This window comes from Curtobacterium sp. YR515, from assembly GCF_900113095.1.
Classification (GTDB): Bacteria; Actinomycetota; Actinomycetes; order Actinomycetales; family Microbacteriaceae; genus Curtobacterium.
In genome coordinates this window covers 199,387-212,770 of record NZ_FOOD01000002.1, presented here as the reverse complement: position 1 = coordinate 212,770, position 13,384 = coordinate 199,387, and the positions used below count along the sequence as shown (strand labels likewise).

The 13,384-nt window shown below is 71.1% G+C and carries 17 protein-coding genes; 6 read left to right on the top strand and 11 right to left on the bottom strand.

The features are described from left to right. The first annotated feature begins 16 nt into the window (after positions 1-16). On the top strand, positions 17-256 hold the full coding sequence (locus BM028_RS18175; protein WP_139219759.1) for a hypothetical protein: 240 nt from the start codon (positions 17-19) through the stop codon (positions 254-256). A gap of 67 nt (positions 257-323) precedes the next feature. Here BM028_RS18175 and BM028_RS05750 read toward each other — a convergent pair whose 3' ends face one another. The 7 genes from BM028_RS05750 to BM028_RS05720 all read right to left on the bottom strand — a co-directional run bounded on the left by BM028_RS05750 (position 324) and on the right by BM028_RS05720 (position 5,445). Continuing rightward, complete coding sequence (locus BM028_RS05750) at positions 324-899, bottom strand: hypothetical protein (protein ID WP_092385215.1); 576 nt, start codon at positions 897-899, stop codon at positions 324-326. After that, positions 896-2,377, bottom strand: coding sequence for a hypothetical protein (locus BM028_RS05745; RefSeq protein WP_139219758.1), 1,482 nt, complete (start codon positions 2,375-2,377; stop codon positions 896-898). The genes BM028_RS05750 and BM028_RS05745 overlap by 4 nt, the downstream gene beginning before the upstream one ends. Next, positions 2,370-2,843 (bottom strand): hypothetical protein, encoded by a 474-nt coding sequence (locus tag BM028_RS05740; RefSeq protein ID WP_092385211.1) that lies wholly within the window; start codon positions 2,841-2,843, stop codon positions 2,370-2,372. The genes BM028_RS05745 and BM028_RS05740 overlap by 8 nt, the downstream gene beginning before the upstream one ends. Further along, positions 2,840-3,451 (bottom strand): hypothetical protein, encoded by a 612-nt coding sequence (locus BM028_RS05735; RefSeq protein ID WP_139219757.1) that lies wholly within the window; start codon positions 3,449-3,451, stop codon positions 2,840-2,842. The genes BM028_RS05740 and BM028_RS05735 overlap by 4 nt, the downstream gene beginning before the upstream one ends. A 17-nt stretch (positions 3,452-3,468) precedes the next feature. After that, the gene (locus tag BM028_RS05730) at positions 3,469-4,752 is read right to left on the bottom strand and encodes a WXG100 family type VII secretion target (RefSeq protein ID WP_092385207.1); all 1,284 of its coding nucleotides are present in this window, start codon (positions 4,750-4,752) and stop codon (positions 3,469-3,471) included. Continuing rightward, positions 4,752-5,045, bottom strand: a complete 294-nt coding sequence (locus BM028_RS05725; RefSeq protein WP_070417741.1) for a hypothetical protein — start codon at positions 5,043-5,045, stop codon at positions 4,752-4,754. Before BM028_RS05725 ends, BM028_RS05730 begins: the two co-directional genes overlap by 1 nt. Positions 5,046-5,151: 106 nt before the next feature. Beyond that, positions 5,152-5,445 (bottom strand): WXG100 family type VII secretion target, encoded by a 294-nt coding sequence (locus tag BM028_RS05720; RefSeq protein ID WP_070417742.1) that lies wholly within the window; start codon positions 5,443-5,445, stop codon positions 5,152-5,154. Between the two features lie 70 nt (positions 5,446-5,515). On the opposite strand from BM028_RS05720, the gene BM028_RS05715 reads away from it, so the two are divergent. Continuing rightward, positions 5,516-6,073 carry an FHA domain-containing protein gene (locus tag BM028_RS05715; protein ID WP_175473636.1) on the top strand — a complete coding sequence of 186 codons (558 nt, stop codon included), beginning with the start codon at positions 5,516-5,518 and terminating at the stop codon, positions 6,071-6,073. Here BM028_RS05715 and BM028_RS05710 read toward each other — a convergent pair. The 4 genes from BM028_RS05710 to BM028_RS05695 all read right to left on the bottom strand — a co-directional run bounded on the left by BM028_RS05710 (position 6,046) and on the right by BM028_RS05695 (position 9,463). After that, positions 6,046-6,837 carry an oxygenase MpaB family protein gene (locus BM028_RS05710; RefSeq protein WP_092385205.1) on the bottom strand — a complete coding sequence of 264 codons (792 nt, stop codon included), beginning with the start codon at positions 6,835-6,837 and terminating at the stop codon, positions 6,046-6,048. The two genes, BM028_RS05715 and BM028_RS05710, sit on opposite strands and share 28 nt — an antisense overlap. A 56-nt stretch (positions 6,838-6,893) precedes the next feature. Next, positions 6,894-7,301, bottom strand: coding sequence for a hypothetical protein (locus tag BM028_RS05705; protein ID WP_092385203.1), 408 nt, complete (start codon positions 7,299-7,301; stop codon positions 6,894-6,896). Between the two features lie 40 nt (positions 7,302-7,341). Then, positions 7,342-7,635 carry a hypothetical protein gene (locus BM028_RS05700; RefSeq protein ID WP_070417745.1) on the bottom strand — a complete coding sequence of 98 codons (294 nt, stop codon included), beginning with the start codon at positions 7,633-7,635 and terminating at the stop codon, positions 7,342-7,344. A 196-nt stretch (positions 7,636-7,831) separates the two neighbouring features. After that, complete coding sequence (locus BM028_RS05695; RefSeq protein ID WP_092385201.1) at positions 7,832-9,463, bottom strand: RecQ family ATP-dependent DNA helicase; 1,632 nt, start codon at positions 9,461-9,463, stop codon at positions 7,832-7,834. A 252-nt stretch (positions 9,464-9,715) separates the two neighbouring features. On the opposite strand from BM028_RS05695, the gene sucC reads away from it, so the two are divergent. The 4 genes from sucC to BM028_RS05680 all read left to right on the top strand — a co-directional run bounded on the left by sucC (position 9,716) and on the right by BM028_RS05680 (position 13,372). After that, positions 9,716-10,885 (top strand): ADP-forming succinate--CoA ligase subunit beta, encoded by a 1,170-nt coding sequence (sucC, locus tag BM028_RS05690; protein ID WP_070417747.1) that lies wholly within the window; start codon positions 9,716-9,718, stop codon positions 10,883-10,885. Between the two features lie 11 nt (positions 10,886-10,896). After that, positions 10,897-11,784, top strand: a complete 888-nt coding sequence (sucD, locus tag BM028_RS05685; RefSeq protein WP_070417748.1) for a succinate--CoA ligase subunit alpha — start codon at positions 10,897-10,899, stop codon at positions 11,782-11,784. 116 nt (positions 11,785-11,900) lie between these two features. Next, a complete protein-coding gene (locus BM028_RS18845; protein WP_302847556.1) occupies positions 11,901-12,023 on the top strand; it encodes a hypothetical protein in 123 nt (40 codons plus the stop codon). Further along, positions 12,020-13,372, top strand: a complete 1,353-nt coding sequence (locus BM028_RS05680) for a glycosyltransferase family 2 protein (RefSeq protein WP_175496005.1) — start codon at positions 12,020-12,022, stop codon at positions 13,370-13,372. Before BM028_RS18845 ends, BM028_RS05680 begins: the two co-directional genes overlap by 4 nt. Positions 13,373-13,384: the final 12 nt, after the last annotated feature.

Here is a 13,384-nt window from a genome sequence, read left to right as displayed (position 1 = left end):
GCTCGAATCGAGTGCGGTGGACAAGAGCGTCGGGCTCGACGGCGTGATCCACCAGTCGTCGATCGGCACGATGAACTCGCGTCCGTGCTCGTCGCGGATCGCGACGGCTCCGTTGCCGGGACTCGCGACGATCGAGCGCGGGACGTCCGACCAGTCGAGGGCCCAAGCGGCCACGATCCGCCCGGTGAGCGCGAGGTGGCCCGTCGACCGCACGCCGTACAAGCGGTCGTCCACGACAGCGAGTGACTCCACCTGACCCCGCGCGGCGCGTCGGTCGCTCAGCACGGCCGCGTGGGCGACCGTCTCCGCCCCGCCGATGACGCTCACCCCCAGTCGATGCGCAGGTCGCGGAGGAGCTCATCGAGCATGGGCCGAGCGAGGGCGCTGTCGTTCTCGTCCGGGACGAAGAAGGACACGACCACCGTGAGCTCGTTCAAGCCGTCGACGATGGGGATGATCGCACGAACGACCTGCATCACCGGCCGCCCCCGGCCGCCGGTGCTGCGTTCCCGCATCTCCACGAGCGTTGCACGGCCGACGGGCAGGTCGAGTGTCCCGACACTGGCGTCGCCGATGCCGGACGCCCGCGGTGCACGAGCGTCGTCGATGAACGTGTCCGCGCGGTCGACACCGGCGACGGTGTGCACGACCGTGTACGCGATCGCTCGGACCGTCGGCGCCGTGGTCGAGAGCACGAAGCAGGTCTCCGCCTTCGCCGCGGTCTGGAAGGCGGCGATGTCACGCACGACCGTTCGGAGCACCGTGCGTTCTCGACGCTTCGGCCGCTGCTTCGCCTGCGCGAGCGCATGCTCCACCGCTGCGTCGGTGACCTCGTCGACCTCACCCTCGTCGTCGAGCAGCGTCCACGCGCGGTTGTAGTTCCACAGCAGGCGAGTCATTCGTCTCCTCTCGGGGCTCCGATCACGATCCACCGTCCGAGCCAGACCGGTGCCTTTCCCCGCTCTGCGCGACGGCGACGGAACGTCAGCCACGAGACCAGTGGGACGGCGAGCACCAGGAGCAGGATGCTGGTCGCAGAGAAGATGTTGCCCTGCTCGAAGTACCAGACGGCGACAGCTGCTCCGATGAGCGGGATGCCCACAGCGACGAGGTGGCGTCGGGTGAGCGCTGGCTGGTCCGGACGTCCGTGCTGTTCCGGACGGATGCGAGCGACGGGGAGGCGCGAACTCGATTCGACGACGAAGACCGCGGCGACCGTTGCGACCGCGATGGCGGCGAACAGCGCCGTGACGATCGTCGCGGTGTCCCCGGGGCCCGCCGACCGAGCCCCGGCGAGCACGACCGTCGTGAAGGCCGACGATGCGAGGAACGGGTACGCGGGTACGGCGCCCAGGACGTTCGGCAGCATCAGCGACGACGGGCCGACGCGGCTGCTGCGCATCTCGTCAAGCGCGAGCGCGGGCTGGTTGCGCAGATCGTCGGATGCGACGGTAAGGACACCGAGACGCTGCAGGAACTCTCGGAGGACGAGTGCCTCGTCCGGCGACGGCGCCCACAGACGCAGCGGCAACTGCGCGCGGACGGTGTCCGTTCCGTCGATGAGCAGCACTCGAGGGTCCTCGTCGTGCACGAACGCCGCGCGCACCAGGGCATCCGGCCCGAGATGCCGATCCGGTGTTGCCAACCGTTGCGCGATGCCCTGCCCGTCGACGAGGACGAGACCCTGGTCGTCCGCGCTGATCGACGCCGCGTTGCGGAACCAGGAGGGGCCGGCCACGGGCCGGAGTGCCGGCGCGTCGGCGCTCCTGGGTCGACGCCTGCGCCCTGCGGCGACGACCAGCACCACCAATGCGTTGGCGGCGGCTGCACCGGCCGAGATCCATCCGAAGGCCGGGGCGTCGGGGGTGCGGGTCATCGCCAGCACGATCGGGCCGAATGCATCCGTCAGGAATGCGCCGAGTCCGAGCAGGATGACGACGACCAGGATCTTCTGACTCCTGCGGCGTCGCCGCTCATCCGTGGGTGTCAGGACGTGGGCCGAGGCGAAGTGGCCGGGCGGTGGATCATCGGTGCCGAAACGATCGAGCAACGCGGAGAGACCGCTCGAGCGGAGTGCGAGTTCCTTCGGCACGATGGAGACGGGAGCCATCCACCAATCGTCGATCGGAACGAGGTAGAGGCTGCCGCTCACGTCCTCGATCAGCACGGCGCCGTTGCTGGCTGTGGGCGCGAGGTGCCTCGGGAGGACGTCGCCGTTCAGGAACCAGGCGCGGGCGACGGTGTCCGTCGTCGTTCGTTCACCGCCCTGGTCGAGGACGACGAGCCGATCTCGCTCGTCGATGACGAGCCGCATGGCACTGGTCGCAGCGGCCGCCCGGTCGCTCGACGCAGCAGGGCGGGCAAGGGTTTCAAGCATCGATGACGATCTTCGCAGCGAGGGCGTCGATGCGTGCGATCAACAGCTCGGCGAGTGCGGGTTCGGCGCTGCTCGATGAGAGGACGACGAGCTCGTCACCCACGACCCAGGACCACGATGCTTGGACCACGACGAAGGCTGCGCCGTCCGGCCGTTCCAGCGCGAGGCGTTGGACCAGTCGCAGCGCGTCGCCGCTGCTCGTGGGGAGCATCGATTCCTCGATCGGCCAGATCGGATCAGGCGCACGGAGGCCAGCCCGGGCGACCCCGGCGGGACGGCCGTCGAGCGGGGCCGTGCGGACGGCGACCCAGCCGACCTCGCGCGAGTCCTCGAGGACCGTCCAGGCTGCTGCTGCATCCGTTTCGTTGAGGAGTCTGATGATCGTCGGCGCACTCGAGGGATCACGACGATGCGCTTCGAGGTCGAGTGGACGGAGCGTGTCGGTCGGTGGCCATGTGAACTTCATCGCCCGCCGTCCCAGGCGAAGCCGGTCATCAGGATGTCGAAGTGTGCAACGCGCTCGTCCACGAACGGATCGCCCGCGCACTGGAACGAGATCAGCGCGAAGGAGCCGTGCTCCTGCGGCACCGGCAGGAGGTAGTCCACGCGAGTCGTCCTCGCTGGCCCGCCTGATCCCGATGCAGCGAGGAACGCCGCGGCGATGTCACCGGGGAGCGACGCCGGCAGCGATCCTCCTCCGTCGATCTCTCCTTCGGACCGCGCCCGGAGTGCTTCCCCCACGGGCAACTCCGTGAGCGTCGTCGATGCACCGAGCACCGGAGCGACCGCACGGAGTTCGAGATCGGCGATCGTCGGTCCGAGGTAGACCACACCGACCGTGAACAACATGTTCATCGGTACTCCGCCGAACTGGCCGTCGAAGAAGTACAGGTCTGTCGTCCCCGCGTTCGCCATCGTGCCGAAGGCGGAGCGGATGTCGTCGCGCGCGCGGCGCCGTGCCTCCACAGCCGTCGGGTCGTCCCCACCGCGGAGGACCAGGTGACGATCGGCGAACGCTCGCGAAGCGCGCTTCGGATCGCCGTCGACCGGGTACCGGTACCACCCGTCGGGCAAGAGGACTCGGTACTGCGTCACAGGGAACCGACGTGGATCTCGCTCTTCGACTTCCAGTACCCGTTCCAGTCCGTGGCGGCGGAGACGACGTTCACCACGGGTTCCGGCAGATCCGGGAGACCGGGAAGTCCGGAGCCGGCGACGACACCGTTGGCCAGCGCTGCGCGCGTCGCTGCCTCGCGTGCGAGGGCGGAATCCGGCGCGAGCTTGAGGACCTGAGCGGTCTCCATCAGACCGCCGGTCACGTACGTGTCGAGCAACGCCGTGAGGGGCTTCCGTCCGACCGCTTCTGCCTCCCGGATGCCGGCATCGCCACCCCGGAGGAACGCACTCAGCTCGCCGCCCACTCCGGCGTTCGCGTTTCGCGCCGCAGCGGCAGCCGATGCTGCACGTGTCTCTCCCACTGCGCCCCGCAGCAGCCCCATCGCGGAGCTGGCGTACTTGGCGGCACCGAACCCGACCCCGGCCAGTGCGAAGCCGAGGGCGTCCTTGCCGACGTCCCCCGCGCTCGCGTCACCCGCCACCGCCTGCGTTGCCGTGATCAGCAGCTTCGCGCCGGCCACAGCGAGCCCGATGGCGGCGATCACCGGGAGCGCCACGGGGAAGAAGATGGCCGCGACCACGGTGACGACCAGGAGGACGGCGCCGACGGCGTCGAGCGCATCCTTGATGACGTTGAGCACGCCGCGCGCCCCGTGGATGGCCTGCTTCACGTGGTCGAACCAGCCGTCCTTCAGCCCGTCGTCCGCGCCCTGTCGGATGCGATCGGCGACCCGACCGGCCAGCTCCCCGTACTCGCCCTCTTCGCCGAAGGGCCCGGCGAGCCGGTGGATGATCGCCTTCGCCGCGTCGATGTCGCCCTGCGCCGCACTCAGCGCCCGGTCCTGCGCGTCGACCTGGTCCTGGTGTTCCGGACTGTCGGCCTCGGCCGTGATGGTCTGGTTCGCCGCAGCGCGGTGCGCGTCTCGCGCATCCTGCGCCTGCAGCAGGGCTGCGTCGGCCTCGCGCTGGAGCCCCTCGAGCCCGTCCGCCCACTGGTCGAGCGCGGCGGCGAGCTCGGTGTAGCGGCCCTTGGCCTTCTCGATGGCGCCGGCGAGGTCTCCGGCGGAGTCGCGGAACTTCGTCCCCGACTCGCTCTCCCAGCCCTCGCCGTCCTTCAGGCTGTTGAGGCGGTTGACCTGCTCGGCGATGGCCTGCTCGATCGAACGGGCACCGGAGGCGGACTGCCGGATCTCGGCCGGGTCGCCGGGCACCGGGTCGAGCTGCATGTCGACGGCGCTCCAGTCGCTGGGCCGTGCCATCAGCTGTCCTTCCCGAGGATCTTGTTCGCGAGCTCGACCTCGGTCTGGGTGAAGCCGTCGTGCGCGCTCTCGGCCATCTCGGCCACGGCCTTGATCGACTCCTGGAGGCGCCCGCGCCGGATGTCCCAGTTGCCGGCGAAGTCGTCGATCGCACTGCCGACCGTCATCGAGCCGATGCCGGTCTTGTAGTCGGATGCGGCAGAGGCGACGTGTTGGAAGTCGCCGTGCAGCCTCGAGAGGTCGGATGCGAGATTCCCGATCAGGTCGAGATCGAGCTTGATGGTGCCGGCCACGGTTCCCCCGGTGGATTCCTACTGCTGCTGGTCGTTCGACGCCGCCCCTGCGGCGAGAGCGGTGGCCGGCACCCCCAGGCGCCGGCCACCGTCGTGCTGGTCCTGACTAGCCGATGCTCGAAGCGAGCTGCTCGTCCGTCGACTCGAGCGTGTTCGCCGCGCTCTCGAGGAACCCGGCCATGCCGTCGATCGCCTGGATCGTCTGCGTCGCGCCGGAGTTGAATTCCGAGTACGTCGCGTCGAACGCCTTGGACGACTTGTCGGTGACGTAGCCCGACGACACGAGGTTGTCGATCTGGCTCTTGAGCTGGCTCAGCTGGTCCTCGATGGACTTCTGGCCGTTGCGCAGCTGCGAAGCCTGGTTGCGGAGATCGTCGTAGGTGACGTTGACGTTTGCCATGTGCATACCCTCCCGATGCGGTATTTGATGTACCGGGAGCCCCCCGGCGGTTCGACGATACTTGATTCCGTTGCATCTCGCACCAGGTGGGGACAAGAACCAGAACGAGGGGTACACCGTGGCACGACGTCGCAAGGACGAGGGGACACCGGAGCGTCCGGTCGTCACCCACGCCGAGGTCGAGCGCGATCGACAGGCCGGTCACCTGTCGCGGGCGTGGGTGCTGCCGAGCGCACCGGTGTCCGACCGCGAGCCGGACGCCGTGGTGCACACCGACCAGCCGCTCCCCACGATCGGCGTGGTGCCGCGGCTCGTGCTCGAGGTGGCACCGGGCAACGTGGTGCCGCTCGACCAGCCGGTGGTCCTGGGGCGCAAGGTCCAGACGGCGCCCGGACGGCGTGCGGTGCTGCTCGACGACCCGGGTCGTTCGGTGTCGCGCGAGCACGCCGCGATCCGGCCGACGGGCGACGGTGGGCTCGTGGTCGAGGACCTCGGCTCCGCGAACGGCACGGTGGTGGTCCGGGCGTCCGGGGCGCAGGAGCCGAGCGTCGGTGGCGCGCAGGTCGTGGCCCGACCCGGTGACGTGGTGATGGTCGGCGACTACGCCGTCCGGGTCCTCGCCGGCTGACCCCCGCCCGCGTACCGCCGCATCGTCCGCAGGAGCAGCGGCCCCGGCAGCCGCAGCAGCCACCCGGGCAGGATCGCCCGTGCGACCCGTACCCGGCGCACGGTCCGCCGGAAGCGCCGCTGTTCGCGCGGCCCCCACGCGAAGCCGTACTGCGACCGGAGGGCGTCCGGGAGCATCCCGACGGTGACGACCCGCACGAGCGGCATCGCGGCCCGCACCCACAGCGGCGCGAACCGGGGGTGCAGCAGGTCGCGCACGACGCCGCGGGCGTCGTCGGTGACGCGGAGCCCGGCGAGTGTGCCGGTCCAGTAGCGGTCGAAGTCGGCGACGGTCGCCGGCCAACGGTCCGCCGGCACGCGCAGCGCGGTGCCGATCGGGGCGTAGGCGTCGAGCACGCGTTCGGCCAGCGCGGGTCCCGCTGGCGTGCCGAACAGCTCGTGGGCGCGCATCGCGGAGTCGTACAGGGTCGCGGCCACCCAGAGCTGCCGGTCCACGTCGTCGGCTCCGGCGACCGGCCGGTGGGCGCGGTCCACGAAGCCGGCCGCGACGGCAGCGTCGGCGTCGGTGCCGACCACCACCGCGTACACGAACGTGAGGGTGTGGGCGAGCCGTTGCTGCGGCCGTCGAGCGAAGTCCGAGTGCCGGCGGACCCCCGCTGCGACCACGGGGTCGGCGATCTGGAGCAGGATGGCGCGGCCTCCGGCGGCCACGGGCGTGCTGTCGGCGAGGAACCGACGCAGGTCGCGTTCCGGGACCCCGCCCACGGACGGACTGGAGGGACGGCGCGGGCCCGGCCCCGTTCCTCCCGTCCGGCGACCGCTCACGGTCGTGGCCCGCGCCGTCCGGCGCGGAGGCGGGGGAACACGTCGATCACGATGGCAGCGGCGAGCGCGAGCGTCCCGCCCACCAGGGCGGCGACGAGGAACGCCGCGCTCCCGACCTGCCCCGTCGCGGCGGCGACCAGGACGGCGACCAGCCAGATCGCCGGGAGCGGCCAGAGGTGGCTCGGCGATCCGGCGACCACCGCGAGCAGCACCCCGGCGACGACCAGCGGCACCCAGAGCACGTTCGTGCCGCACGGCGGTCCGTACGTGCCCGGACCACAGTCGGTCACACCGGACCGGACACCCGTGTGCGCCGCGGCCGCGACGAGCAGGAGCGATGCGAGGGCCAGCAGCCGAGCCACGGCGGGCATGCTGCGGACACTGTCCTGGACGCGACGGAGCACGGCCCGATCGTACTGGGCCGTGCTCCGTGGGGGCCGTCGGTCAGAGGGGCTTCGTGCCGAGGTCGTTCCCGAGGTCGGGGCGGTCCTCGTCGTCGTCGTGCTCCCACAGGTCGGGGGAACCCTCGCGCGGCGAGCCACCGGTCGGGCCGTCGTCGGTACCGTCACCGGGCTGCGGCTCGACGGTCTCGCCGGCGACGGCGTCGTTCGTGACGGTCTCGAGGGACTCCTCGGACTCGTCCACCTCGTACGGGCCGACGTGCTCGCGGTCGACGTCGTCGTCGCGACGCTGCTGGGCCTCGAAGTCGTCGACGGGGCTGATGCCGGGATCGCTCATGGTGGTTCCTTTCCGTTGCGGGCTTCCTGCCTACCCGTCAGGCCTCGACGGGCGTCCGGTTTCGTGTCGTGTTCACCCGGGGGACACCTGCCGGTCACGCCGCCAGGGCAGCATCGCGGGTGCTCGGGGGAGTGGAGCGCGGTCGCCGACGGGTGGTCGAGCGACCGCGCCTTCCCGCCCGGGCGATCCCGGCGAGTCAGAGCCGTTCGAGCAGGTCGTGCCGCTCGATGTCGGCCAGCGCGAGCGTGCGGTAGCCGGCGGACTCGAAGAACACCGTGATGCGGTCCTCCTCCGTGCTCATCACGACGCCGGTGCCCCACTCGGCGTGCTCGACCCGGGCGTCCGGCGGCCAGGCCGTGTCGTTGGCGCCGTCGGCGACGTGTGCGGCGGCCTCGTAGGCCGTCCCCGACGAACAGGTGTCGCAGTTCCCGCACGGTTCCGGCAGCTCGTCCCCGAAGTAGCCGAGCAGGAACTGCCTCCGGCAGCCGGTCGTCTCGGCGAGCTGGCGCATCATCGCGATCCGGGACTCCTCGACCCGCTCCCGCTCGGCGGCGCGGTCCGCGGCGGCACGGGCCGCACGGCCGGCGTCCCGTGGACCGTCCGGCACCCGGGCGATCCCGTCCACGTCCTCGCGCAGGGCCCGGGCGTCGAGCAGGGCGTTGAGCGCGCGACCCGCGGTCCGGCCGGAGAGGCCCGAGGCCTCCTCCACCGCCGAACGGGGCGACGAACCGGTGGCCGGGACGGCGTCGAACACGGCGCGGACCGAGGCGGGGCGCGGTGCCCCGGACGCGAAGAACGTGCGCAGGCCGAAGTCCTCGGCGCGGTAGTGCAGGGTGGCGCCGGCGGGTTCGGCGTCCCGTCCGGCACGCCCGATCTCCTGGTAGTAGGCGTCGATCGACTCGGGCACGTCGGCGTGCACGACGTACCGGACGTCCGGCTTGTCGATGCCCATGCCGAACGCGCTGGTCGCCACCACGACGTCGACGTCGCCGTCCAGGAACCCGGTGTGCACGGCCTCCCGCTCCCGGATCGGCATGCCGGCGTGGTACGGCCGGACCCGACGACCCCGGGCGGCGAGCGCGTCCGCGTACTCCGTGGTCGCCGCACGGGTGGCGACGTAGACCACGGTGGCGCCGTCGAGCTCGGCCACCTGCTCGACCACGGCCGCGCGCTTCTCGGCGTCCTCGGCGTGCCGGACGACCTCGAGCCGGATGCCGGGCCGGTCGAAGCCCGACGCGAGCACGAACGGGTCGCGCATGCCGAGCCGTTCGACGATGTCGTCCCGCACCGGAGCGGAGCCGGTCGCGGTCAGTGCGAGCACGGGCGGACGGCCGAGACGCTCCGCGACCTCGCCGAGCGCCAGGTAGTCCGGGCGGAAGTCGTGGCCCCAGGACGAGATGCAGTGGGCCTCGTCGACGGCGAGCAGCACGACGCCGGCGTCGCGGAGTCGCTCGAGCACGTCGTCCTTCGCGAGCTGTTCGGGCGCCAGGAACACGTAGCCGACCGCACCGGCGGCGACGGCGTCCCAGGCCTCGGCGACGGCGCGGGCCTTCCTCGTGGCGTTCATCGCGACGGCGCGGGGAGCGCCCTCGTGGTGCTCGAGTCCGACGACCTGGTCCTCCTGCAGCGCGACGAGGGGCGAGACCACGACGACGACGCCGTCCAGCTCGAGGCCGGCGACCTGGTAGATCGCGGACTTCCCCGATCCGGTCGGCATCACGGCGAGCGCGTCACGCCCGTCGAGCACGGCGTCGATGACGGATTCCTGGTCGGGACGGAGGCGCCAGCCGAACACGTCGGCGGCGCGGGTACGGAGCGCGTCGTTCACCGTTCCACACTGCCGGGCGGACGCTGGGGGACCGTTCGACGGGTGCGCCCAGCGGATCGGGCGGGGCGGAGGTGATCCGCGCCTCCCGACCGACGGGTGCGCGCACGACGTGACGGGCGCGCACCGCGCGTCCACCTGCCGGCGCTAGGCTGGCTGCCGGCCGTTGTCTCGACATCGAGCGACCCTCGATGGTGAGTGTGGCGACCGGGTAACCGATGCCGATCGCACGGAACGTGCGGGAAGAAGAACAGCGTGGATCTTTTCGAGTACCAGGCCAGGGACCTCTTCGAGTCCTACGGCGTCCCCGTGTTGCAGGGGATCATCGCCGACACCCCGGACGAGGCGAGGGCGGCGGCCGAGAAGATCGGCGGAGTCGTCGTCGTCAAGGCGCAGGTGAAGGTCGGCGGTCGCGGCAAGGCCGGCGGCGTCAAGGTCGCCAAGACCCCGGACGAGGCCTACGAGCACGCCCAGGCGATCCTCGGCCTCGACATCAAGGGCCACACCGTCAAGAGGGTCATGATCGCCCAGGGCGCGGACATCGCCGAGGAGTTCTACTTCTCGGTGCTGCTCGACCGGGCGAACCGCTCGTACCTCTCGCTCACGAGCGTCGAGGGCGGCATGGAGATCGAGCAGCTCGCCGTCGAGAAGCCCGAGGCCCTCGCCCGCGTCGAGGTGGACCCCCTGACGGGCATCGACGCCGCAGCCGGTCGTGCGATCGCCGAGCAGGCCGGGTTCCCGGCGGAGCTCGTGGACCAGGTCGCCGACGTCTTCGTCAAGCTCTACGACGTCTACAAGGGCGAGGACGCGACCCTCGTCGAGGTGAACCCGCTCGTCCGCACGGGCGACGGCCAGATCCTCGCGCTCGACGGCAAGGTCTCGCTCGACGAGAACGCCGACTTCCGGCACGAGGGCCACAAGGCGCTCGAGGACACCGCGAGCGAGGACCCGCTCGAGGCCAAGGCGAAGGCCCACGGTCTCAACTACGTCAAGCTCGACGGCCAGGTCGGCGTGATCGGCAACGGTGCGGGACTCGTCATGTCGACGCTCGACGTCGTCGCCTACGCCGGTGAGCGCCACGGCGGCGTGAAGCCCGCCAACTTCCTCGACATCGGCGGCGGCGCCTCGGCCGAGGTCATGGCCAACGGCCTCGACGTCATCCTCGGCGACCCCCAGGTGAAGAGCGTCTTCGTGAACGTCTTCGGTGGCATCACCGCCTGCGACGCCGTCGCGAACGGCATCGTCGCCGCGCTGGGCATCCTCGGCGACGCGGCCACCAAGCCGCTCGTCGTGCGCCTCGACGGCAACAACGTGGAAGAGGGTCGGCGGATCCTGGCGGAGGCAGCGCACCCGCTCGTCACCGTCGCCGCGACCATGGACGACGCGGCCGAGCAGGCCGCCGAACTCGCCGCCGCAGCGGCCTGAAGGGACTGACCATGTCGATCTTCCTCAACAAGGACTCCAAGGTCATCGTCCAGGGCATCACCGGCGGCGAGGGCACCAAGCACACCGCGCTCATGCTCAAGGCCGGCACGCAGGTCGTCGGTGGCGTCAACGCCCGCAAGGCCGGCACCACCGTGACCCACGGCGACGTCGAGCTGCCGGTGTTCGGCTCGGTGCGCGAGGCCATCGACACCACCGGTGCCGACGTCTCCATCGTCTTCGTGCCGCCGGCGTTCGCGAAGGACGCCGTGACGGAGGCCATCGACGCCGAGATCCCGCTCGTGGTCGTCATCACCGAGGGCATCCCCGTGCAGGACTCCGCGGAGTTCTGGGCGCACGCCAAGGCCCTCGGTGGCAAGACCCGCATCATCGGCCCGAACTGCCCCGGCATCATCACCCCCGGGGAGTCGCTCGTCGGCATCACCCCGGCGACGATCACCGGCAAGGGCCCGATCGGTCTCGTCTCGAAGTCGGGCACGCTGACCTACCAGATGATGTACGAGCTGCGTGACCTGGGCTTCTCGACCGCCATCGGCATCGGCGGCGACCCGGTCATCGGTACCACGCACATCGACGCGCTCGCCGCGTTCGAGGCCGACCCCGAGACCGAGGCGATCGTCATGATCGGCGAGATCGGCGGCGACGCCGAGGAGCGTGCGGCCGACTACATCAAGGCGCACGTCACCAAGCCGGTCGTCGGCTACGTCGCGGGCTTCACCGCACCGGAGGGCAAGACGATGGGCCACGCTGGCGCGATCGTGTCCGGCTCCGCCGGGACGGCCGAGGCGAAGAAGCAGGCGCTCGAGGCTGCCGGGGTGCGTGTCGGCAAGACGCCGTCGGAGACGGCGGCGCTGCTGCGCGAGGTGGTCGCGAGCAAGTAGCGCTCGCGGGTCCGGACGGACGGACGGGAGGCGCGGTGCCGGCTGGCACCGCGCCTCCCGCATTTCCTGACGAGCGTTGGTGATATTCGACATGTTGTGTGTCGTAGATTTGCCGGGTGCAAGAAACGTTCCCGCTCCTGATCGCCTCCGCCCCGGTGGTCGTCATCGCCGCTGCTCTGGTCCTCCGCGCCTTCGCCCGACGGTGGTCGGGCGACTCCGACCGGGGAGGTGCTTCGTGACCGTCGAGGAGCGCCTTCCCAGCGCCCGCCGCGTCGGACCGGTCGCGCGGGTGCTCGGCACGATCGGCGTCATGCTGTTCGCCTCGGCGGTCGTGGTGACGGTGGCGTCCCGAGGGCTCGACACACCGGCCCGTGCGGTGTTCGTCGTCATCGCCGTCGCCGCGTGGCTGCACCTGCTCTTCGCCGTGCTGCCCGACCGAGCACACCGGCGACGCGTCGTGACGGATCCGACCCACGCAGCGCTCGACGTCGCGGTCCTCGTCCCGGTCTACAACGAGGATCCCGGAGCACTGAGGCGGTGCCTCCGCTCCTTCCTCGAGCAGACGCGCCGCCCGCAGACCGTGGTGGTGGTCGACGACGGCTCGACAGCGGCGGACTACGACGTCGTTCGGGCGTGGTTCCTGCGCGAGGCGGGAGCGGTCGGCGTCCGTGGAGTGTGGCACCGCACCGTGAACCAGGGCAAGCGTCACGCCCAGGTCGAGGGGGTCCGGTTCACGCCCGGAGCCGACGTCTACGTGACGGTCGACAGCGACAGCATCCTCGATCACCGGGCGATCGCCAACGGACTCCAGCCGTTCGCCGACCCGCGGGTGCAGTCGGTCGCGGCGCTCATCCTCACGACGAACTACCGCCAGAGCCTGCTCGCCCGGTGGATGGACGTGTACTGCCTGGGGCTCCAGCTGTTCGAGCGCTCGGCGTTCTCCCGCTTCCGCGCCGTGATGGTGAACTCGGGCGGTTGTTCGTTCTACCGCGCGGCTGTGATCCGGGACAACCTCGACACGTACCTCGGCAAGACGATCCTCGGCCGGCCGGTCCAGTTCTCCGACGACAGCATGCTGACCCTGTTCGCCCTCCGTCGCGGCCGTGCCGTGCAGCGCGAGGACTGCTTCGCCTTCACCCTGATGCCGGCGACCCTCGACCACCACGTCCGTCAGCAGGTCCGCTGGATGCGCGGGTCCTTCATCCGGTCGATCTGGCGGATGCGGTACCTGCCGCTCGGGCGCGCCGCGTACTGGCTCCACCTCGTCAAGTGGACGCTCTACGTCCTGGCCTCCGCGACGCTCCTGCAGTTGCTCCTCGACGGAGCGCTCTTCCGGTGGGAGACGCTCGTGAGCGGTGCGCTCGCGGCCGTCCTGTTGTACGTCACCGCCGTGCTCCGCTACGTGTTCGTGATCCGGTCCGACCAGGGGCACCTGCAGCGGTGGCTGACCTTCGCGACGGCGCCGCTGGCTGCGGTCTGGGGACTCACCGTGCTGCGGGTCATGCGCTGGTACGCCATCGCGACGTTCGCCCGCACGGAGTGGGGCACGCGTGGGGAGATCGAGGTCCGTGACGGGTCCGCTGCCTGAGCGGCGGTCGAT